This is a genomic window from Modestobacter excelsi (assembly GCF_005930495.1).
Taxonomy (GTDB): domain Bacteria; phylum Actinomycetota; class Actinomycetes; order Mycobacteriales; family Geodermatophilaceae; genus Modestobacter; species Modestobacter excelsi.
The window spans coordinates 21,674-41,853 of the sequence record NZ_SJEX01000044.1 but is presented as its reverse complement, the minus strand read 5'-3'; the positions used below and the strand labels follow the sequence as shown (position 1 = coordinate 41,853).

Annotated in this window: 22 protein-coding genes; 10 read left to right on the top strand and 12 right to left on the bottom strand. The window is 73.9% G+C overall.

The genetic code is table 11. The annotated features are described in order from the left end of the window. Positions 1-170: 170 nt before the first annotated feature. The gene (locus FHL80_RS15040) at positions 171-1,085 is read right to left on the bottom strand and encodes an ABC transporter substrate-binding protein (protein WP_138734201.1); all 915 of its coding nucleotides are present in this window, start codon (positions 1,083-1,085) and stop codon (positions 171-173) included. Between the two features lie 135 nt (positions 1,086-1,220). Here FHL80_RS15040 and FHL80_RS15035 point away from each other — a divergent pair, with 135 nt between their 5' ends. From FHL80_RS15035 to FHL80_RS15015, 5 genes are read left to right on the top strand one after another with little or no spacing between them, the layout of a single operon-like run. Continuing rightward, positions 1,221-2,918, top strand: coding sequence for a phosphatase PAP2 family protein (locus FHL80_RS15035; RefSeq protein ID WP_138734200.1), 1,698 nt, complete (start codon positions 1,221-1,223; stop codon positions 2,916-2,918). Further along, positions 2,915-3,520 carry a hypothetical protein gene (locus FHL80_RS15030; RefSeq protein ID WP_138734199.1) on the top strand — a complete coding sequence of 202 codons (606 nt, stop codon included), beginning with the start codon at positions 2,915-2,917 and terminating at the stop codon, positions 3,518-3,520. Before FHL80_RS15035 ends, FHL80_RS15030 begins: the two co-directional genes overlap by 4 nt. Next, positions 3,517-4,614, top strand: coding sequence for a lysylphosphatidylglycerol synthase transmembrane domain-containing protein (locus FHL80_RS15025; RefSeq protein ID WP_138734198.1), 1,098 nt, complete (start codon positions 3,517-3,519; stop codon positions 4,612-4,614). The genes FHL80_RS15030 and FHL80_RS15025 overlap by 4 nt, the downstream gene beginning before the upstream one ends. Beyond that, positions 4,611-5,237 (top strand): phosphatase PAP2 family protein, encoded by a 627-nt coding sequence (locus tag FHL80_RS15020; protein ID WP_138734197.1) that lies wholly within the window; start codon positions 4,611-4,613, stop codon positions 5,235-5,237. Before FHL80_RS15025 ends, FHL80_RS15020 begins: the two co-directional genes overlap by 4 nt. Then, positions 5,237-5,965, top strand: coding sequence for a phosphatase PAP2 family protein (locus FHL80_RS15015; RefSeq protein ID WP_138734196.1), 729 nt, complete (start codon positions 5,237-5,239; stop codon positions 5,963-5,965). The genes FHL80_RS15020 and FHL80_RS15015 overlap by 1 nt, the downstream gene beginning before the upstream one ends. Here FHL80_RS15015 and FHL80_RS15010 read toward each other — a convergent pair. From FHL80_RS15010 to FHL80_RS14995, 4 genes are all read right to left on the bottom strand, one after another. Continuing rightward, the gene (locus FHL80_RS15010) at positions 5,874-6,338 is read right to left on the bottom strand and encodes a DUF1707 SHOCT-like domain-containing protein (protein ID WP_216870750.1); all 465 of its coding nucleotides are present in this window, start codon (positions 6,336-6,338) and stop codon (positions 5,874-5,876) included. The two genes, FHL80_RS15015 and FHL80_RS15010, sit on opposite strands and share 92 nt — an antisense overlap. 85 nt (positions 6,339-6,423) lie before the next feature. Next, positions 6,424-7,107, bottom strand: coding sequence for a response regulator (locus FHL80_RS15005; protein ID WP_138734194.1), 684 nt, complete (start codon positions 7,105-7,107; stop codon positions 6,424-6,426). Continuing rightward, on the bottom strand, positions 7,104-8,303 hold the full coding sequence (locus FHL80_RS15000; protein ID WP_138734193.1) for a sensor histidine kinase: 1,200 nt from the start codon (positions 8,301-8,303) through the stop codon (positions 7,104-7,106). The genes FHL80_RS15005 and FHL80_RS15000 overlap by 4 nt, the downstream gene beginning before the upstream one ends. A gap of 92 nt (positions 8,304-8,395) precedes the next feature. Then, positions 8,396-9,010 carry a DedA family protein gene (locus tag FHL80_RS14995; protein ID WP_138734192.1) on the bottom strand — a complete coding sequence of 205 codons (615 nt, stop codon included), beginning with the start codon at positions 9,008-9,010 and terminating at the stop codon, positions 8,396-8,398. Between the two features lie 170 nt (positions 9,011-9,180). Here FHL80_RS14995 and FHL80_RS14990 point away from each other — a divergent pair, with 170 nt between their 5' ends. From FHL80_RS14990 to FHL80_RS14980, 3 genes are read left to right on the top strand one after another with little or no spacing between them, the layout of a single operon-like run. Beyond that, positions 9,181-10,590: a ferredoxin reductase family protein gene (locus FHL80_RS14990; protein WP_216870749.1), complete on the top strand. Its 1,410-nt coding sequence runs from the start codon at positions 9,181-9,183 to the stop codon at positions 10,588-10,590. Positions 10,591-10,595: 5 nt separating this feature from the next. Beyond that, positions 10,596-11,036, top strand: a complete 441-nt coding sequence (locus FHL80_RS14985; RefSeq protein ID WP_138734191.1) for an FMN-binding protein — start codon at positions 10,596-10,598, stop codon at positions 11,034-11,036. Further along, positions 11,033-11,806, top strand: coding sequence for an FAD:protein FMN transferase (locus FHL80_RS14980; RefSeq protein ID WP_216870748.1), 774 nt, complete (start codon positions 11,033-11,035; stop codon positions 11,804-11,806). Before FHL80_RS14985 ends, FHL80_RS14980 begins: the two co-directional genes overlap by 4 nt. Positions 11,807-11,914: 108 nt before the next feature. Here FHL80_RS14980 and FHL80_RS14975 read toward each other — a convergent pair whose 3' ends face one another. After that, positions 11,915-12,511 (bottom strand): O-methyltransferase, encoded by a 597-nt coding sequence (locus tag FHL80_RS14975; protein ID WP_138734190.1) that lies wholly within the window; start codon positions 12,509-12,511, stop codon positions 11,915-11,917. A 128-nt stretch (positions 12,512-12,639) separates the two neighbouring features. Here FHL80_RS14975 and ctaD point away from each other — a divergent pair, with 128 nt between their 5' ends. Then, entirely contained in the window at positions 12,640-14,391 is a 1,752-nt protein-coding gene (gene ctaD, locus FHL80_RS14970; protein WP_138734189.1) for an aa3-type cytochrome oxidase subunit I, read from the top strand. A gap of 64 nt (positions 14,392-14,455) precedes the next feature. Further along, positions 14,456-14,707 carry a hypothetical protein gene (locus FHL80_RS14965; protein WP_138734188.1) on the top strand — a complete coding sequence of 84 codons (252 nt, stop codon included), beginning with the start codon at positions 14,456-14,458 and terminating at the stop codon, positions 14,705-14,707. A 15-nt stretch (positions 14,708-14,722) separates the two neighbouring features. Here FHL80_RS14965 and FHL80_RS14960 read toward each other — a convergent pair whose 3' ends face one another. Genes FHL80_RS14960 through FHL80_RS14935 form a run of 6 tightly spaced genes read right to left on the bottom strand, consistent with a single transcriptional unit; the run spans position 14,723 to position 20,172 of the window. Next, the gene (locus tag FHL80_RS14960) at positions 14,723-15,118 is read right to left on the bottom strand and encodes a VOC family protein (RefSeq protein WP_246078695.1); all 396 of its coding nucleotides are present in this window, start codon (positions 15,116-15,118) and stop codon (positions 14,723-14,725) included. A gap of 8 nt (positions 15,119-15,126) precedes the next feature. Beyond that, complete coding sequence (locus FHL80_RS14955; protein WP_138734186.1) at positions 15,127-16,305, bottom strand: alpha/beta hydrolase family protein; 1,179 nt, start codon at positions 16,303-16,305, stop codon at positions 15,127-15,129. Between the two features lie 29 nt (positions 16,306-16,334). Further along, positions 16,335-17,081 carry an SDR family NAD(P)-dependent oxidoreductase gene (locus FHL80_RS14950; protein WP_216870747.1) on the bottom strand — a complete coding sequence of 249 codons (747 nt, stop codon included), beginning with the start codon at positions 17,079-17,081 and terminating at the stop codon, positions 16,335-16,337. Positions 17,082-17,083: 2 nt separating this feature from the next. Continuing rightward, complete coding sequence (locus tag FHL80_RS14945; protein ID WP_138734185.1) at positions 17,084-18,067, bottom strand: fumarylacetoacetate hydrolase family protein; 984 nt, start codon at positions 18,065-18,067, stop codon at positions 17,084-17,086. Then, a complete protein-coding gene (locus tag FHL80_RS14940) occupies positions 18,067-19,008 on the bottom strand; it encodes a VOC family protein (RefSeq protein ID WP_138734184.1) in 942 nt (313 codons plus the stop codon). The genes FHL80_RS14945 and FHL80_RS14940 overlap by 1 nt, the downstream gene beginning before the upstream one ends. Before the next feature lie 18 nt (positions 19,009-19,026). Beyond that, entirely contained in the window at positions 19,027-20,172 is a 1,146-nt protein-coding gene (locus FHL80_RS14935; protein ID WP_138734183.1) for an FAD-dependent oxidoreductase, read from the bottom strand. Positions 20,173-20,180: the final 8 nt, after the last annotated feature.

Genomic DNA, 20,180 nt, shown 5'->3' with positions numbered 1-20,180 from the left:
CCCCGCCTCCGTCCCCGCCCACGCCGGCGCCCGTGCCGCCCGCGGCCGGTCCGCGGCCGGCGGAGTACGGCGACCTGCTGCGGCTGGGCGTCCGGCTGGCCTGCTGGTCCCTCCGCCAGCCCGGCCGCCTGCTGCACCGGCTGCTCGGCGGCCGAGGCTGACCCCGGCGGTCAGCGGGCGGCCCACCACCGCGCCGCGGCCGCCTCGGGCGTCAGTCCCTCGACCTCCACGGCCCGGTTCAGGCTGATGAGGTCGGCTGTGGTCAACCGGGCGCTGACCGCGTCCAGAGCGTCCGCCAGCCGGTGGCCCCACCGGTCCAGGGCGGCGGTGCGCACCAGCGGGACGACGTTCTCGTGCGGCTGGAGCGAGCGGTCGTCGGTGAGCAGGACCACCGGCGCCTTGCCGCCCAGCCGGGCGTCCGTGGTCTCCAGCAGCCCGACCTGGATCGACCCGGCGACCAGCGCCTCGACGGTGGCGGACCGGGACGGCATGTTGACGACGGTGCCGAACCGCAGGCCGTAGACGGCCCGCAGACCGGGCAGGCACAGCGGGCGCTCCGGGCACTCCGGCGGGCCGCCGAAGGTCAGGCCGGGGGCCAGCTGCTCCAGCTGGGACAACCGGCTGACCCCGTGCTCGGTGGCGAAGGCCCGGCTGACCGCGAAGCCGTTCTGGTCCTCGGCCGCCGCCGCGGCGAGCACGTCGACGCCACGGGGGGCGAGCACCTCGCTGAGCGTGGCGTACAGCTGCTCCGGTGTGCTGGTGCCGGCCGTGCTGCCGGGGTCGACGAACTGCACCGCCGTGCCCAGGTAGTCGATCACGACGTCGACGACCCCCTGCTCGAGCGCCGGCTCGACGACCTCGCGGGTGCCGGCGGCGGGCTGCAGCGACACCGGCAGGCCCGCCTGCCGGGCGGCTTCCGCGTAGACCGCGGCGAGGATCTCGTTCTCGCTGAAGTCGTAGGAGGCGAAGCGGATCGTGTCCTCGGCGGGTTCCCCGTCGTCCGAGGACCCGGAGCTGCAAGCGGTCAGCCCGGCGAGCAGCAGCACGACGAGGAGGAGGACGGACGGCGCCCGGCTCCTGAGCACAGTGCCCGCCTTCCCTGCCGGAGCGTCACCACCGTCGGCGTGGGGCCACGGCGGCGCGGCACACGGCCACGCTAGCGGCATCGCCGCGCAGGAGGGGATGTTCGGGACCGCCGGTGAGGTGGAGCATCTGCTGCCGTGACCTCGCTGCCGCAGGCAGTGCCCACCGCGGTGCCTCCCTCGGGGCAGGGACCGCCGGCGATCCACCGCGTCCGGCGCCGGCGGCGCCCCTCGGGCGAGCCGCCGCCGCTGCCGCGGCACCTCAACGCCTCGGGCAAGTGGTGGCTGGCGCTGTCCGGTCTGGTCGTCCTCGCCTGGGTGGTCGTCTGGGCCACCGACAGCGTGGGCCGGTTCGACGTCGCCGACACCTGGGTCCTCCAGGGGTTCGAGCGGATCCGCAACCCGGTGCTGACCGACGTGGCCGACGTGGCCGGCGTGCTGGCCTCGGCCACGGCCATCTACGTGCTGTGGCTGGGCAACCTGGCGGTGCTGATCGCCGTACGGCGGTGGCGGCACCTGTTCGTGGTGCTCGCCGTCGGCATCATCGTGGTGAAGGTCGGCGCCGACATGGCCGGCACGCTGCAGCGCCCCCGCCCCTTCGAGGTCGAGGTGATCGGTCCCTGGGCGGGTTTCTCGATGCCGTCGCTGCCGATGACCGTGCTCGCCACCTTCCTGCTCAACGCCGTCTACTCGCTGGTCCCCGCCGGCCGGTACCGCACCACCGGCAAGTGGGTCGTCTGCGTGCTGCTCGCGGTCACCGCGCTGTCCCGCCTCTACCTGGGCCAGGACCACCCGACCGACATCGCCGCCGGCGTCATCCTGGGCGTCGCCGTCCCGCTGGCAGCCTTCCGGCTGCTCACCCCCAACGACGTCTACCCGGTGCGCTACCGCCGCGGCCGCCCGGCGCACCTGGACGTCACCGGGCCCCGCGGCGAGGCGATCATCCGCGCCCTGGAGGACCAGCTCGGGCTGCTGGCCACCGCCGTGGAGCCGTTCAACCTCTCCGGCTCCGGCGGCTCCACCCCGCTGCGGATCACCGTCAAGGCGGCCGGCGCGGGGCAGAGCTGCGTGTTCGGCAAGCTCTACGCGGCCACCCATGTGCACTCCGACCGCTGGTACAAGCTCGGTCGCACGCTGCTCTACGGCCGGCTGGAGGACGAGCAGCCGTTCCACAGCGTGCGCCGGCTCGTGCAGTACGAGGACTACGTGATGCACCTGTTCACCGACGCCGGGTTGCCCACCCCGCGCCCGCTGGGCATCGTGGAGATCACCCCGGAACGGGAGTACCTGCTGGTCGCCGAGTTCATGGACGGCGCCCAGGAGGTGGGCGACGCCGAGGTCGACGACGCGATCATCGACCAGGGGCTCGCGCTGGTCCGCCGGATGTGGGAGATCGGCGTCGCCCACCGGGACATCAAGCCGGCGAACCTGCTGGTCCGCGACGGCCGGCTGGTGGTCATCGACACCGCGTTCGCCGAGGTGCGGCCCAGCCCGTGGCGGCAGGCGGTCGACCTGGCCAACATGATGCTGGTCCTCGGGCTGCGCACCGACGCCGAACGGGTCTACCGACGGGCCCGCACCCAGTTCTCCGACGAGGAGATCGCCGAGGCGTTCGCCGCCACCCGCGGGCTGACCATGCCCTCCCAGCTGCGCCGGATGCTCCGCCAGCAGGGCCGCGACCTGCACGCGCAGTTCGTGGCGCTGCTGCCCTACCAGCTGCCCTCGGTGCGCATCCAGCGCTGGAGCTTCCGGCGGGTCGGGCTGACCCTCGCGACCCTGCTCGTGGCCCTGATCTGCCTCTCGATCACGGGTGACCTGCTCCGGTCGCCGCTGTGAACCGGCCCGTGGCCGCCGCCGCGCTGGCACTGCTGGCGGCCGGGTGCCTGGCGGGGTGCGGCAGCGACTCGGCGAACCCGACGGCCGCGATCACCGAGCCCCCGCTGTGCCCGGTCGAGGACAGGGCTGGTGCGGGCAACGGGGTGATCCTGATGGCCCAGTCGGTGCCGACGTCGTCCTGGGTGCCCTGCCTGGACGTCCTGCCCTCGGGCTGGACCTTCCAGCACCTGGACGCGCGCGACGGTCTGTCCCGGTTCTGGCTGGACTCCGACCGCGACGGCCCCAGGGCCATCGAGGTCCGGCTCGAGGAGTCCTGTGACACCTCCGGCGCCGTCGAGATCGCCAGCGACCACGAGTACACGCACCGGCTGGAGCGGGTCCGGCGGGTCAGCCCGGCCTATGCGGGCGAGCGGTACTACGTGTTCCGCGGCGGCTGCCTCACCATCGTGTTCCAGCTGGACAAGGGGAGTCCCGGCGAGGCGCTGGCGGTGGCCTCGCAGGCCGTCGGCGTGGTCAGCCGGGAGGACCTCCAGGCCCAGGTGCACGCCGACAGCGGCGGACGGGTCGACCTCGACCCCAGCGGAGGGGACGGACAGCCATGACCACCCTGGATGCGGCCACCACCCCGGCGCGGCCCCGGCGACCGGTCTGGCGACGCTGGCTGGCCCCGGCGTTCTCCCTGGTGCTGGTCGCGGCGATGGTCTTCTGGTTCCTCCCGCAGTTCACCAGCCTCAGCGACGTGTGGGCCTCCGTGCAGGACATGACCGCCCTGCAGATCGGCCTGCTGCTCCTGGCGACGGTGTGGAACCTGGCCACGTACCAGTTCGTCATGGTCACGACGACGCCGGGGATGACCCTGCGGCAGGCCACGGTCTCCACCGAGACGACCACAGCGGTGGCGAACACGCTGGTCGGTGGTGCGGCCGTCGCGATGGGGCTGACCTACGCGATGAACTCCTCCTGGGGCTTCTCGCGCTCCCGGACGTCGGTGTCGCTGCTGACCTCCGGGTTGTGGAACAACTTCGCCAAGCTGGGGCTGCCGGTGGTGGCGCTGGCGCTGCTGGCCTTCACCGCACCCCCCACGCCGGGGCGGCTGCTGGCCGGCCTGCTCGGGGTCGCCGGCCTCGTCGCGGCGGTGGTCGGTCTGTGGCTGGTGCTGCGCAGCCGGGCGAGCGCGGCCCGGGTGGGGGTGGCGCTGGCCCGCTGGGTCTCGGCGCTGCTGCGGCTGGTGCACCGGCCGCCGGTGCGCGGCTGGGACCTGGCGCTGACCAAGTTCCGCGACCGGACCGTGCTGCTGCTGCACGCCCGCTGGCACTGGCTGACCCTGGCCACGGTCGTCAGCCACCTGTCGCTGTTCCTGGTGCTGCTGCTGGCGCTGCGGTTCTGCGGGGTCAGCGCCGACCAGGTCGGCTGGGCCGAGGCCCTGGCGGTGTTCGCCTTCGCCCGGCTGCTCACCGCCATCCCGTTCACGCCGGGCGGTCTCGGCGTCATCGAGGTGGCGATGATCAGCGGGCTGGCCGCCGCCGGTGGGGACCGTCCGGCCGTGGCCGCCGGGGTGCTGGTCTTCCGGGTGCTGACCTACGTCCTCCCCATCCCGTTCGGGGTGCTCACCTACGTCTTCTGGCAGCGCAACAAGTCGTGGCGGCGCGCGCCCAACACCGCGCCGCGCACCGACCTGGTCCCCGAGTCGGCATGACGACCGCCGCGCGGACCGGGCGGCCGGTCCGGGTCGTCCGCCGGCCGCGGGACGCGCTGCTGCTGGTCGGTGGCGCGGCGCTGCTGGTGCTGGCGTCCCTGCCGGTGCACCCGGACACGGTCAGCGCCGCCGAGACGGCGGTGTTCCGGGCGCTGAACGCGACGACGGTGCTGCCCTTCGTGCTCGTCTGGCCGGTGATGCAGCTGGGCAACGTCGTCGTCGTGCCCTGCGCCGCCGCGGTGGCGGCCGCGTTCCGCCGCTGGCGGCTGGCGGCCGGGCTGCTGCTCGCCGGGGCCGGTGTCTACCTGCTGGCCAAGGTGGTGAAGGGGGTGGTGCCGCGGGGCCGGCCCGACGGGCTGCTCCCCGACGTCGTCATCCGGGGGGCCGCGGCGCTGGGCCGCGGTTACGTCTCCGGGCACGCCGCCGTGGTCACCAGCCTGCTCGTCGTCGCCTGGCCGTGGCTGGGCCGGCCGGCCCGGATCGGCTGCACCGTGCTGGTCGTCCTGGTCTGCCTGGCGCGGGTGCACGTCGGCGCGCACCTGCCGCTGGACGTCGTCGGCGGTGCGGCCCTGGGGGTCGCGGTCGCCGGCGGGGTCCGGCTGGTGCTCGGGCACCCGCGCTGATGCTGGTCGACACCCGGCGGGCGCTGGCGGTCAGCGGTGCGCTGCTGGCCGGTGCCGTCGTGGTCGGCGCCCTGGTCATCTGGCCGGTCACCCACCCGGCGGTGCAGGCGGTGGACGACGCGGTGTGGCGGGCGGCGGGCACGGTGGAGAACCGCCCGACCACGGTGGTCGCGGTCGGCATGTCCTGGTTGGGCAGCGCCTGGGTCAACTGGCCGGTGCGCGTCGCCGCGCTGGTCCTGCTGGCCTGGCGGCGGCACTGGCTCCGGCTGGCGGCCTTCGCCCTGGCGGTGGTCAGCAGCGAGGCGCTGATCGGTCCGGTGAAGACCTGGGTCGACCGCCCCCGACCGCCGGACAGCCTCATCGTGACCTCGGGAGCCGCCTTCCCGTCGGGGCACGCGATCGCCGGTGCGGTGACCGCCGTCGGGGTGGTGCTCGTCGTCGCCGCTCCCGGGTCCACGCGCTGGCGCTGGGAGGTGCGCGCGGTGGTGTTCGCCGTGGTGATGGCGCTGTCCCGGGTGTACCTGCGGGCGCACTGGCTGTCGGACACGGTGGCCGGTGGCCTGCTCGGCGCCGGTCTCGCCCTCGGCTGGCCGGCGCTGCTGATGGCCGTGCGGCACGGGACGGAGGGCAGCGCCCCTACCGGCGACCGCCGCGGAACCCGTCGCCGAACCCGTCGCCGAACCCGTCGCCGGGCCCACCGTCCCACAGCCCGTGGACGACCAGGCTGACCAGCACCGCGACCAGCACGACCGCGACGACGGCCGTGACGAGGGCGCGCCGGGACCGGATGCCGGCCGCCCGGGTGCCGGCCACCTCCTGCCGGAGCTGGGCGACCAGGGCCGCGGCGAGGGCGCGCCAGCCGGCCGGGGCGGCGGGCACCGGATGAACCTGCGCGGGCAGGTCGGCCGTGACGGCGGGCAGCTCGTCGCGGTGGCGGGCCGCGAACGCGGTGGCCATCCGGTCGCTGCCCTCCTCGGGCGTGAGCAGCCCGTGTGCGACCGCGTCCTCCAGCACCTCCACGGTCGCCAGGCGGTCGGCGTCCGAGGCGCGCAGCCGGGGTCGGGCCTGGTGGTCGTGGTCCTGCGTCGTCCCTGACGTCATGGCGACGACGCTAGGGGCGCCGGCCCGCCCTGCCATCCTCCTGGCGGAGTGCGTCGGCTACTGCGCCTGCAGTACGTCCCGGACCTCAGCGGGGCTCGGGGTCGCCGGCCCGGACCAGACCGGTCTGGTAGGCCAGCACGACCAGTTGCGCGCGGTCGCGGGCCCCCAGCTTGCTCATCGCCCGGTTGACGTGGGTCTTCACCGTCAGCGGGGACAGGAACAGCCGCCCGGCGATGTCCTCGTTGCTGAGCCCGTGCGCGACGAGCGCGACCATCTCGCGTTCCCGGTCGGTGAGGACGTCGAGGGTCGTCCCGGGCAGCGGGGGCCGGCCCTGCTCGGGCTGGTCGAGGAACCGGGCGATGAGGCTGCGGGTGGCCTGGGGGGACAGCAGCGCGTCGCCGCGGGCGACCACCCGGATGGCGTCCAGCAGCTCCTCGGGCTCCACGCTCTTGCCCAGGAAGCCGCTCGCCCCCGAGCGCAGCGCCTGCAGGACGTACTCGTCGGCCTCGAAGGTGGTCAGCACGATCACCCGGACGTCGGCCAGCTCGGGGGACCCGGTGATCTGCCGGGCCGCGGTCAGCCCGTCCAGCCCCGGCATCCGGATGTCCATCAGGACGACGTCCGGGCGCAGCGCGAACGCCTGCCGCACCGCCTCGGCGCCGTCGGAGGCCTCGCCGACCACCTCGAGGGCGTCGTCGCTGCCGATCAGCGCGGCGAAGCCCGAGCGGATGAGGACCTGGTCGTCGGCCAGCAGCACCCGGATCGTCACACCGACCTCCGGGGGACCTCGGCGTGGACGGTGAAGGTGCCGTCGCCGTCCGACCCGGTCACGAGCAGGCCGTGGACGGCCTCCACCCGCTCCCGCATGCCGATCAGCCCGTGGCCCGCGCCGGGGGACCCCGACCGGCTCGCGTCCACCGGGTTGCGCACCTCGATGGTGACCGCGTCCGGCCGGTGGTCGATCACCAGGTCGGCGGTGCCGGTGCCGTACTTGACGGCGTTGGTGAGCGACTCCTGCACGACCCGGTAGGCGGTCAGGTCCGGGATCGGCGCCAACGGGTACGGGTCCCCGCTGGAGGTCCAGTCCAGCTGCAGGCCGGCCCGCCGGACGGACTCGACGAGGGCAGGCACCCGGGAGAGACCGGGGGCGGGCTCGGTGGGCGCGTCCTCGTCCTGCGTGCGCAGCAGGCCGACGACCGCCGACATCTCCGACAGCACGGTCTTGCTCGCCTCGCGCACCAGCCCGAGCGCGGTCCGTGCCTGCTGGGGGTCGGCGTCCATCAGGTGGCGGGCGACGCCGGCCTGCACGTTGATCACCGAGATGTGGTGCGCGACGACGTCGTGCAGCTCCCGGGCGATGCGCAGCCGTTCGTCGGTGACCCGCCGCTCGGCCTCCTCCTCGCGGGTCAGCTCGGCCTGGTGCGCCCGGTCCTGCGCCGCCGCCAGTGCGGCCCGCTGGCTCCGGACGGCCACGCCCACCGCGGCCGCCGCACCGCTGAGCGCCACGGTGGCCAGCGCCGGCAGGTCACCGCGGTCGTCGAGCCAGCTGCCCATGGCCAGCGCCATGGTGACGGCGTACGCGACGGCGGTGACGGCCGTGGCGACCACGGTGCTGCTGACCGGCAGCAGCCGGCCCACGGTGTACAGGGCGAGGAAGAGCGGGAGCGGCAGCGGCAGCCGCCCGTCGCTGGTCAGGACCGCGAGCACGCCGAGGACCGCGGTCGCCGCCCACACCGGCAGCGGATGGCTGCGGCGGAGGGCGAGGAGGAGCGCGGCCAGCGCCAGCAGCAGCGTGGTCAGGGCGTCCGCGCCCCGGTCGTCGAGGTCGCCGGGGCCCGGGCCGTGGCCGTGGGACAGCCCGGGCAGCGTCAGCAGGGTGAGCACGACCAGGGCCGCCGCGAGGGCGGCGTCGACGAGCCGGGGGTGCGCCCGGCCCCACCGCCGGACCGTCGTCAGGGTGCCCATCGGGATCATCCTCGGCACCGGCGCAGCGGGCCGCGAGCCGGGCCGCCCGGCACCCGGTCCCCCGGTCGGTCGGCGGACGTCGGGCACCGCGGTCACGACCGGGCGGCGAGCGACCAGCTCCGGTGCGACACCCACACCAGCGCGGCTCCGGCGCCGCCGACGGCGAGGTACGGAGCGGCGACCGGGACCGCGTCCAGCACCGACTGCCACCGGTCGACCAGCAGCACGCCCCCGCCGATCAGGCTCGCGTTCCAGCAGAAGGCGCCGACGGCGGTCAGCACCAGGAACCGGGCCATCGGCATGCGCAGCGTCCCGGCCGGGACGGACGCCAGACCGCGGAGGCCGGGGACGACCCGGCTGACCAGCACGACGACGGTCCCGTGCCGGGCGAACCACGACTCCGCGCGGGACATCCGCTCCTCGCGCACCCCCAGCAGACGCGAGAGCCGCAGCACCGCCGGCCGGCCGCCCCACCGGCCCACCGCGTACAGCGCCCAGGCGCCGAGCACCGAGCCGAGGGTGGCGGCCAGCGCGGCCGCCCAGAACAGCAGCTGACCGGTGGAGACCCGGGCGCCGACGAGCGGCAGGACGACCTCCGAGGGGATCGGCAGCACCTCTCCCGCCGCCATGACGACGGTCAGCCCGGCGTAGCCCGCGCTCGCCGCGACCTGCTCGGCGGTCGAGGCGATGTCGGCGAGGACGCTCATCGCGTCGGCCCCGGAGCGGTCGGTGTCATGGGGAGAGCCTCTCCCGGCGGGGGACGTCCCCGCGTCGTCCCGGCGCAGGCCCGCAGGGAAGGGGGATACCGCGGCTGGAGTACGGCGGGAGCCTGCCGAGGGACGACGACGGGCCGGGTGCCGCGGGCCAGGCTGGTCCCGTGCTCACCGAGTCCCGCTCTGCTCCGGCAGGCGACCCCGCCCGTACCGCCGCTGCGCCGCCGGCGGCCCGCGCCCGGCTGGATGCCGGCGTCCGGCTGGGTGCCCTGGTCGTGCTGTGGGCGGGCCTGCTGCTCGTTGCGTACTGGTGGGCCGCCGGCGGCGGGGTCTCCGACCTGGGCTCGTGGGCCGACGGGCTCACCTCCAGCGGGCGGCTGACCGGCCTGCTGGCGTCGGTCCTGCTGCTGGTGCAGGTGCTGCTGATGGCCCGGGTGCCGCTGCTCGAGCACGCCGTCGGGCAGGACCGGCTCGCGCGGGTCCACCGGCTCGTCGGGTTCACCTCGTTCACCCTGATGCAGGCGCACATCGGTCTGGTCACCTGGGGCTACGCCGCCGGCGAGCTCAGCGCGACCCCGGGTGAGCTGTGGGACCTCACCGTCACCTACCCCGGCATGCTGCTGGCCGCCGCCGGCACCGGTTGCCTGGTGATGGTGGTGGTCACCAGCGTCCAGGCGGCCCGCCGTCGGCTGCGCTACGAGTCCTGGCACCTGCTGCACCTCTACGGCTACCTGGGCGTGGGCCTGGCGCTGCCGCACCAGCTGTGGACCGGGCAGGACTTCCTCGCCTCTCCCGCCCGCACGGTCTTCTGGTGGGGGCTGTACGCGGTCACCGCGGCGTCGGTGCTGGTCTGGCGGGTCGCCCTGCCGCTGGTGCGCAGCGCCCGGTACGGCGTCCGGGTCGGCTCGGTCGTCCCGGAGGCCGACGGGGTGGTGTCGGTGGAGTTGACCACCCGGCGGCCGATGCCGGTCGAGGCGGGGCAGTGGTTGAGCTTCCGCTTCCTCGCCGGCGCCGGCTGGACGCGTGCGCACCCGTACTCGCTGTCGGCGGCGCCGGGCCCGCACGGCCTGCGGATCACCGTGCAGGTGGTCGGGGACGGGAGTGCCGCGGTGCGCGGGCTGCGCCCCGGCACCCGGGTGCTGGTGGAGGGGCCCTACGGCCGGCTGTCCGCCCGGGCGCGCACCCGCCGGAGGGTCGCGCTCATCGGCGCCGGGGTCGGGGTGACGCCGCTGCGCGCGCTGGCCGAGGGGCTGGACTACGCACCGGGTGAGGCGGTGCTGCTCCACCGGTACTCCGGCCCGCCGCTGTTCCGGCGCGAGTTCGAGGTGCTCGTCGCGCAGCGCGGCCTGCAGGTGCTCTGGCTGCCCGGACACCGGCGCGCGCCCGGGTCCTGGCTCGGCGACGGGGTCGGCGCCGCGTCCGACCTGGCCGCGCTCACCTGGTGGGTCCCCGACATCGCCGACCGCGACGTCTACGTCTGCGGCCCCCAGCAGTGGGCCGACGACGTCCGCCGGACGACCGCGGCTGCCGGTGTCCCCGCCGACCGGTTCCACGTCGAGAGCTTCGGGTGGTGACGGGGATGCGCAGGATCGTCCTCTGGCTGATGAGCACGCTGACCGTGCTCGTGCTGCTGTTCGGTCACTCCACGTCCACGTCATCACGGCTCCCGGCGGGTGCAGAGTCCTCCGCGGTGGCCCCGGTGAGCAGCGCGACCGGCTCGACCTCCGGTTCGACCTCGGGTTCGACGACCACGTACACCGGGGACTCGGCTCCCACCCGCTGGGGTCCGGTGCAGGTCGAGATCACCGTCTCCGACGGCAGGGTCACCGACGTCTCGGTGGTCGAGTACCCCCACGAGAACGGCAAGGACCAGCAGATCAACGCCCGGGCGCTGCCGGTGCTGGTGCAGGAGACGCTGGACGCGCAGAGCGCCGACATCGACATGGTCAGCGGGGCGACGGTGACCAGCGACGGCTACGTGGAGTCGCTGCAGAGCGCGCTGGACCAGGCCGGGCTGTGACCCCTCCGCCGCCCACCCGGTACGTCGAGCACGTCATGGGCATGCCGATCAGCCTCGCGCTGCGCGGCCGGCACACCGACGACGCCTCGGCCCGGACCGCCTGGGCGGCGGCGATGGCGGTGCTCCAGGAGGCGGACCGGGTGTTCAGCACCTACCGGGAGAACTCCTGCGTCTCCCGGCTGCGCCGCGGGGAGGTCGGCTTGGAGGACTGCCCGGCCGAGGTCGCCGAGGTGCTGGCGCTGGGGGAGACCGCGGAGCGGGAGTCGGCCGGCGCGTTCAGCGTGTGGCTGCCCGGCCCCGACGGCCGGCCCGTGCTCGACCCGAGCGGCGTGGTGAAGGGCTGGGCGGCCGAGCGCGCCGCCGACCACCTCAAGGCCCTGCCGGAGACCGACTTCTGCCTGTCCGCGGGTGGCGACGTGACCTGCGCGACGGCGGACCCGGACGGTCAGCCGTGGCGGATCGGGGTCGAGGACCCGGCCGACCCCCGGCGGGTGCTGGCGGTGTTCCCGGTGCTCAGCGGTGCGGTCGCCACCTCGGGCACCGCGCACCGCGGGGCGCACCTCGTCGACGCGCGCACCGGCCGCGCCCCGGACGGCGTCGCCTCGGTCACCGTGGTCGCCGGGTCGCTCACCTGGGCCGACGTCGACGCGACCGCCGCGTACGCGCACGGGCCGGAGGCCGCGCACTGGCTGGAGAGCAGGCCGGGACGCTCGGGCCTGGTCGTCTGGGCCGACGGGACCACCTCCGTGGTCCAGCCCGTCCTGCCCTGACCGGCCGGCGCCGACCCGTCAGGCGGGGGAGCAGGCATGGTCGGACCTGCTCGGGAGCAGCGGCTCCCCCCGCACGGGTGCTGCCCTGCAGTGAGCCGAGGTGCGCGGTCAGCCCGCCGAGCCGCGCCGGACCGCCAGCAGCAGGCCCGCGGCGGTGGGGGCGACGGTGGACTCCAGGTGCGGGTCCGCCTCCATCCGGCCGCGGACGTCGGCGACCTCGTCGGGGTGGGAGAGCACGTTGTCGACGGCCAGCACGCCACCCACCCGCAGGACGCGCACCGGGTCCGGCCACCACCGCGGGTACAGCGAGCGCTCGGCGTCCAGGAGGACGACGTCCTGGCTGGCGTCCGGCAGTCCGCGGAGGACCACACCTCCGTCCGCGCAGCGGAACTGCACCCGGTCGCGCAGCCCGACCCGGTCGAGGGTGGCCGCCGCCTCGCGCTGGGCGTCACCGTCGACGTCGACGCTGAGCACGGTGCCGTGCTGGTCGTGGACGGCACGCGCGAGCCAGAGGGTGGAGTAGCCGTTCGACGTCCCGACCTCCACGACCCAGCGGGCCCCCATGGCCTGGCAGACGACGGAGAGCAGCGCCGCCGCGTCCGGGCTCAGGTTGCGCCGTCGGCGGCGGCGGTCCGCCTGGCCGGCGTCGTGGCGGACGCCCTCCTCGTGCAGCGCGCGGGCGACGGCGTCGAAGCTCTCGGACACGCGACCTGTCCTACCGCACGGTCCTGCCGAGTCGCGCGCGGACGACCATTGCGCCGGCGGCGACGGAGTCGCACCCTGGTCCCACCCAGTCCCCGGGCCGGCGCGCCGGCCAGTGGTCAGGAGAAGCGATGACGATCGCGCCCGCCCCGATCATCAGCCGGCCCGGTGCCGTCCCCCCGCCGGCGAAGGGGTCGCGGCTGCTCGCGCTGCTGCGGACGACCGACCACAAGACGATCGGCCTCATGTACACCACGGCGGCCTTCGCCTGGTTCTTCATCGGTGGCCTCATGGCGCTGCTGATGCGCGCCGAGCTGGCCCGCCCGGAGCTGCAGTTCCTCTCACCGGAGCAGTACAACCAGCTGGTCACGATGCACGGCACGATCATGCTGCTGTTCTTCGCGACGCCGATGTTCTTCGCCTTCGCCAACCTGATCATGCCGCTGCAGATCGGCTCGCCCGACGTCGCCTTTCCCCGGCTGAACGCCTTCTCCTTCTGGCTGTTCTTCTTCGGCTCGTCGCTGGCGGTGTCGGGTTTCCTGACCCCCGGCGGTGCGGCGGACTTCGGCTGGTACGCCTACACGCCGCTCTCGACCGGGGCGCAGAGCCCGGGCGCCGGCGGTGACCTGTGGATCGCCGGCCTGGCCGTCAGCGGTCTCGGGACGATCCTCGGCTCGGTCAACTTCGTGGCGACCATCGTCTGCCTGCGCGCACCGGGCATGACGATGTTCCGGATGTCGCTGTTCACCTGGGCAGTGCTGACCACGTCGATCCTGGCGCTGTTGGCCTTCCCGATCCTGACCGCGGCGCTGATGGGCCTGCTGGCCGACCGGCACCTGGGCGCGCAGGTCTACACGGCGGCCAACGGCGGGCCGATGCTGTGGCAGCACCTGTTCTGGTTCTTCGGCCATCCCGAGGTCTACATCATCGCGTTGCCGTTCTTCGGCATCATCTCCGAGGTCATCCCGGTCTTCAGCCGCAAGCCGCTGTTCGGCTACAAGGGCATGGTGTTCGCGCTCATCGCGATCACCGCCCTGTCGCTGGCGGTGTGGGCGCACCACATGTTCGCCACCGGCGCGGTGCTGCTGCCGTTCTTCGCGTTCCTGACCTACCTGATCGCCGTGCCGACCGGCATCAAGTTCTTCAACTGGATCGGCACCATGTGGCGCGGGCAGATCACCTTCGAGACGCCGATGCTGTTCGCGATGGGCTTCCTCATCACCTTCCTGCTCGGTGGGCTGACCGGTGTGCTGCTGGCCTCCCCGCCGCTGGACTGGCACGTCAACGACAGCTACTTCGTCGTCGCCCACTTCCACTACGTCGTCTTCGGCACCGTGACCTTCTCCGTCTTCGCCGGGTTCTACTTCTGGTTCCCGAAGCTGTGCGGCCGGATGATGGACGAGAGGCTCGGCAAGCTGCACTTCTGGCTGACCTTCATCGGCTTCCACACCACGTTCCTCATCCAGCACTGGCTGGGCAACGAGGGCATGCCGCGCCGGTACGCCGACTACCTGGCCACCGACGGCTTCACCACCATGCACACGATCTCCACGATCGGGTCGTTCATCCTGGGCGCCTCGGTCATCCCCTTCACGTACAACGCCGTGACCTCGTGGCGGCACGGTGCGCCGGCGCTGCGCGACGACCCCTGGGGGCACGGCAACTCGCTGGAGTGGGCCACGTCGTCCCCGCCGCCGCGGCACAACTTCGTCGAGATCCCGCGGATCCGCTCCGAGCGCCCGGCGTTCGAGCTGCACTACCCGCACCTGAAGGACCGGCTGCAGGTCGAGGCGCACGCGGGCAAGCGCCACGAGCCCTACGCCCAGGAGGCCGGGCTGACCGGCGGTGGCCGGGCCGGCGCGAACGACCCCGATCCCACCTGAGAACCCCTGCCACCGCCCCGCGCACGTCCGGGGAGGAGGCCGGGACGACGAACAGGAGGAGCCCATGAGACTCCGACGACGCCATCGGGACGACTGGTCCTTGCCCAGTGGGCTGGCCGAGGTCGAGCTGTTCCGCTTCTGGGAGGAGGACCTGGTGGGTGACCTGCCGCCGGAGGTCGTGGCGGTCGGTCCTCCGGACGCCGCCGGGCCTCCCGAGCCCGCTGCGGCAGAGGAGCCCTCCGAGCCGTCCGCCGACCCGCTCTGGTGGGCAGCCGGACTGGTCTTCGTCGTCGTGCTGATGGCGATCATCGTCTGAGCGACGGTCCTGGGGTCAGTTCACGACGTGCAGCTGGTCGATCCACCGGATCTCCCAGACGTGGCCGTCCGGGTCCGTGAAGCTGCCGGTGTGGTCCGAGGCGGTGTCCCGCGCCTCCAGCCACGGTCGGCCCCCGGCTCCGAGGGCCCGGGCGACGAGGTCGTCGACTTCGGCACGGCTGTCGGCCGTGAGGCTGAGCAGCACCGTCGGGCCCGAGGTCGGGTCACCGACCTCGCCGGTGACCAGCTCGGCGAAGCGGTCCCGGGCGAGCAGCCGGACGACGATGCTCTCGTCGACCACCATCGACGCCGATCCCTCGTCGGAGTCCAGCCGGTGGAAGGTGAACCCGAGCGCCTCGTAGAACGACCGCGCCACCTCGACGTCGCGTACCGGCAGGTTGACGAACAGCATCCGCACGGTCAGCCCCTCGCCAGCTCGGCGAAGGTGTCGGCGACCCAGTCGGCGATGAAGGTGCTCACGTGCGGCAGGTGGTCCAGCCCGATGTGCTCGGTCGCGCCCTCCTCCGGGGTGAACACCCGCAGCTGCCGCTTGGAGCTGTTGACCGCCTGGTCGTAGGAGCGGTGCGCGTACTCCAGCGGGATCTGCCGGTCGTTGGCGCCGTGCGCGATCAGGAACGGGACGGTGATCTGCTCGACCACGCCGTCCAGGTGCACCCCGTCGGCGAAGTCGAGGAACCCGTCGAGGTCGTTCTCGTCGCCCTCGTGACCCCACACCCACAGCACGTGCTCCCAGTAGTGCGGAACCGGGCGCTCGCCCTCGCGCTCCTTGCGGCGGCGTTGCACCGCACCCCAGTTGTGGTTGGCCCCCCACGCCACGACCAGCGCGAAGCGCTTCTCGAAGGCGGCGGCGCGCGGGGCGTAGTAGCCGCCCAGCGACCAGCCGACGATCCCGATCCTCGCCGCGTCGACGTCGTCGCGCTGCTCCAGCCAGTCCACGCAGGCGCCGGCCCAGGCCTCGGTGTCGATCCGCGCGGTGAGCCCCTGCAGCCGCAGCGCCTCGCCGGTGCCGGGCTGGTCCAGCATCAGGCAGGAGATGCCGCGGGCGGCCAGCTCCTCCCAGTGGTTGGAGGCGTACATGTGCTCCTTGGTGGAGTCCAGGCCGTTGACCAGCACGATCACCGGGGCCGGACCCTCGTCGGTCGCCGGTGCCTGGCTGAAGTAGGCCGGCAGCGTGGTGCCCTCGTACGGGATCGCGACCCGGGAGACCCGCGGGCTGTGCGTGTAAAACGCCTTCTGCGCCAGCTCGAGCATCCGCCGGTAGGTGGGCACGCGGTTCGGGTCGGAGTGGGCGAGCATCCGCTCGGCCTGGGCCAGGTAGTTGCTGGCGCGGAAGTACAGCTGTCCGGCGGTGCGGACGTGCCCGGCCTTCTCGGCGTCCTCGGCCTGGGCGACGAGCTGGTCGGTCAGCGCGGTCCAGGCCCGCAGGAACTCCGGCGTCCCGGCGTCCTCGCCGGCGTTGGCCGCCTCCTTGATCGGCCGGCAGGCGCGGTCGACCTCGTCGATCAGGCCACCGGAGTTCAGCGTCGCGACGACGCCGAGGTTCCAGGTGTAGGGGCCGGTGGGGAAGTACTCGAACAAGGGGTCGGTCCTCTCGCAAGGGGAGTGGTTCAGGGGGCGGCGCGGACGGCGTCGCTGATCGACTTCACGCCGCCGTGGGCGGTCATGCCGCCGTCGACGGGGATCTCCGCGCCGGAGATGAAGGAGGCGTCGTCGCTGAGCAGGAAGGCGACCAGCGGGGCCACCTCGTCGACGGTGCCGGTGCGCCCGAGCGGGGTCTCGGCGACGTTGGCGTCCCGGAACGCGGGTGCCGCGGAGGCGGTCATCGGCGTCTCGATGTAGCCGGGGTGCACGGTGTTCACCCGGATGCCGTGCAGACCCAGCTCCAGGCAGGCGACCTTGGCGAGCCCGCGCAGCGCCCACTTCGACGCGGTGTAGGCGGCCGGGAAGTGACCGGTCAGCGCGGCCACCGAGCCGACGACGACCACCGAGCCGCCGGCCGGCATCAGCGGGGTGAGCGCCTGGATGCCGAGCAGCGTGCCGGTGACGTTGACGTCGGTGACCCGGGCCAGGTCGGCCGGGTCGAGGTCGGCGAGCCGGGCCCGCCACGTGACGCCGGCGTTGGCGACCAGACCGTCGACGGAGCCGAACCGGTCGCGCAGGTGGGCGGCCAGCGCCGCCCAGCCCGCCGCGTCGGTCACGTCGAGCCGGCGGTACTCGACCCCGGGCAGCTGCTCGGCCGCCTCCAGCGTCAGGTCGCAGCCGATCACCGTGGCACCGGAGGTGGCGAGGAGCCGCGCCTCGGCAGCCCCCTGCCCCTGGCCGGCGCCGGTGACGACGACCACCTTCCCGGCCACCGTCACGACGACAGACGGGTGCGGTTCCGCGGCCGCTGCCGCGCCGGGGAGACCGGCGGCAGGTCCACGCCCTGGACGACGCGGTTGCGGATCGTGCCGATGCCCTCGACGGTCATCTCGACGACGTCGCCGGGTCGCAGCGGCGGGGGAGCGGCGTCGGCGCGGGTACCCCACAGCTCGGCCAGGCAGCCGCCGTTGCCGGAGGTCCCCGAGCCGAGCACGTCCCCCGCGCGCACCTCGGTGCCGCGGGAGGCGTAGCTGATCAGCTCCTCGAACGGCCAGCCCATGTTGGACAGCAGGTCCTGGCCGATCTCGGTGCCGTTGACCGACACCCGCATGTCGAGGGCGAGGAAGCCCTCGTCGTCCCGGTACGGCTCGAGCTCGTCGGCGGTCACCAGCCAGGGGCCCAGCGTGGTGGCGGAGTCCTTGCCCTTGGCCGGGCCGAGGCTGACCCTCATCTCCCGGGCCTGCAGGTCGCGGGCCGACCAGTCGTTGAGCACGGTGTAGCCGAAGACGTGCTCGCGGGCCTCCTCGGGGGTCAGCGACGCCCCGTCGGAGCCGGGGACCGCGCCGACGACGACGGCGACCTCCAGCTCGAAGTCGAAGCGCTGCGAGCCCGGCGGGACGGCGACGTCGTCGTGCGCGCCGATGAGGGCATAGGGGTTGGTGAAGTAGAACGTCGGCGCCTGGTACCACTCGGGCACCACGCCAGCGACCCCGTCGATCGCCTTGCGGACGCCCTCGACGTGCTCCTCGAAGGCGACGAAGTCCCGCACGGTGGGTGCCTGCAGCGGCGGCAGCAGCCGCACCTCGGCCAGCGGGACCGGCGGCGCCGACAGCGCCGCCAGTCCGATGTCCAGCGCCGCCGGGAGCCCGGCGCGCACCAGGTCCAGCACGGTGACGTCCGGCGGCAGGGCGTGCAGCCCGTGCTCGCCGACCACGCCGGCGGTGACGATCCCGCCGTCGTCCCAGGTGGCGAAGCGCATCAGACCGGCGGGGCCACGAACAGGCCCTTGTCCGGGTCGTTGAACGAGCGCTGCGCGACGAACTCGTTCATCGCGTTCGCCGTGCCCCACTGGTCGCTGACCTCGGGGTCGCTGAAGTCGTACATGTGCGGGTGCCAGGTGTCCTCGTCCAGCACCTCGAGCTCGGTCGTGTACTCGACGGTGTTGCCCTGCGGGTCCAGGAAGTAGCTGAAGGTGTTGTTCCCGGCCTTGTGCCGGCCCGGGCCCCAGATCTTCTCCACGCCGGCCCGCAGCAGCCGCCCGGTGCCGCGCATGTACTCGTCGATGCCGCGCAGCTCGAAGGACGCGTGGTGCAGCGAGGGGTGCGGGCCGCGGGCGATCGCCATGCTGTGGTGCCAGGCGTTGATCCGCATGAACCACATCATCTCGCCCATCCGCGGGTGCATCAGGGTGTCCGACAGCGCGAAGGCCAGGTGCTTCTCGTAGAAGGCGCGGGTTCCCTCGGGGTCGGCCGAGTTGATGACGACGTGGGACAGCCGGACCGGGATCGACTCGCCCTCCTCGATGGCCCGGTGCTCCCGGACGGCGACGTCGGCGCTGATCTCGACGGTGCGGCCCTCGTTGTCGAAGAACCGGAAGCCGTAACCACCGCCGGGGGTCTGCAGGGTGTCCGGCTCGCCGATCAACGTCACGCCGTCGGCGGCGAGCCGGCCGGCCAGGGTGTCCACGTCGGCCGGGGTCGCGGCCCCGAAGGAGATCAGGTCGATCCGCTTGTCGGTCGCCTGCCGCAGCCGGACGACGTACTGCTCGGGGGAGCCCTCGGCGGCCAGGAAGGCGAGCCCGAAGTCGCTGTGCTCGGCGGTGAGACCCCAGGTGCCCGAGTAGAAGTCGAGCTGCTTGGCGAAGTCGGGCACGGCCAGGTCGACGTGCCGCAGGTGGGTGATCAGACGCTGCTGGGTCATGGTGGGTCCTTCGCTTCCTTACGCGGGCTGGCTGGTGAGCACGGCGATCGAGCGCATGAGGCCGGGGATGTCGCCCTGGACGTGGTCGATCTGCCACTGGGCGAGCTGGTTGGACGCCTCGACGACCGTCTTCGCGCGCTGGTGGCGGCGGGCGGTGAACGCGTCCCACAGCTCCTGGTCCAGCGTCTGCCGGTCGGTCAGCAGCTCGGCCAGGACGACGGCGTCCTCGAGGGCCATCGCCCCGCCCTGGGCGATGGTGGGCGGGCAGGTGTGCGCGGCGTCGCCGATCAGCACGACCCGGCCGCGGTTCCACGGCTCCTCGAGCACGTGGGTCTCGAACCAGGTGTAGTTGACCCGCGACGGGTCGGTGAGCGTCTCGCGGATCTCGTCCCACGGGCCGTGGTAGGCCCGCGACAGCTGCTTCATGGTGGCCAGCTGCTCGTCCGGGGACAGCCCGCTGCGGTCCTGGGCCGGCTCCACGATGTAGGCGTAGAGCGAGTCCGCGCCGGTGGGGCAGTAGCCGGCGATGAACGACGGCCCGCCGTAGAACAGGTCGGTGCGGGTGACGCTGGCCGGGCGGGGGCCGAAGGCGCGCCAGATGCCCATGCCGACCGAGCGGGTCTCCAGGTTGATGCCCAGCGCCCGGCGGGTCCACGACCGGACGCCGTCGGCGCCGACCACGACGTCGTAGCGCCCGGTCGAGCCGTCGGAGAAGGTGACGTCCACGCCCCCTTCCCCGTCCGCGGAGTCGTCCTGGGCGAGCTCGGTGAACGTGGTGCCGAACCGGACCTTGACGCCCACCTGGGAGGCCCGGTCGAGCAGGATGCGCGCCAGCTCGGGACGGGGCATGCCCATGGCGGCCGGCAGGTCGGGGCCGCCGGTCTTCGCGTCCGGGATCTCGGCGACGATCGAGCCGGCCGGGTCCGGCGCCCGGATGCCGGTGACGTCGAAGGCGTACCCGGCGGCGGACACCTGGTCCCAGACCCCGAGCGAGCGCAGCTCCCGCAGCGCGTTGCCCTGCAGGGTGATCCCTGACCCGAGCGCCGCGACGTCCGGCTTGATCTCGATCAGGTCGACGGCGACGCCGGCGGCGGCGAGGTGGACGGCGGTCGCCGATCCGGCGAGACCGCCGCCGACAACCAGGACGCTGTTCACTGCGGGCATCTGCAGCT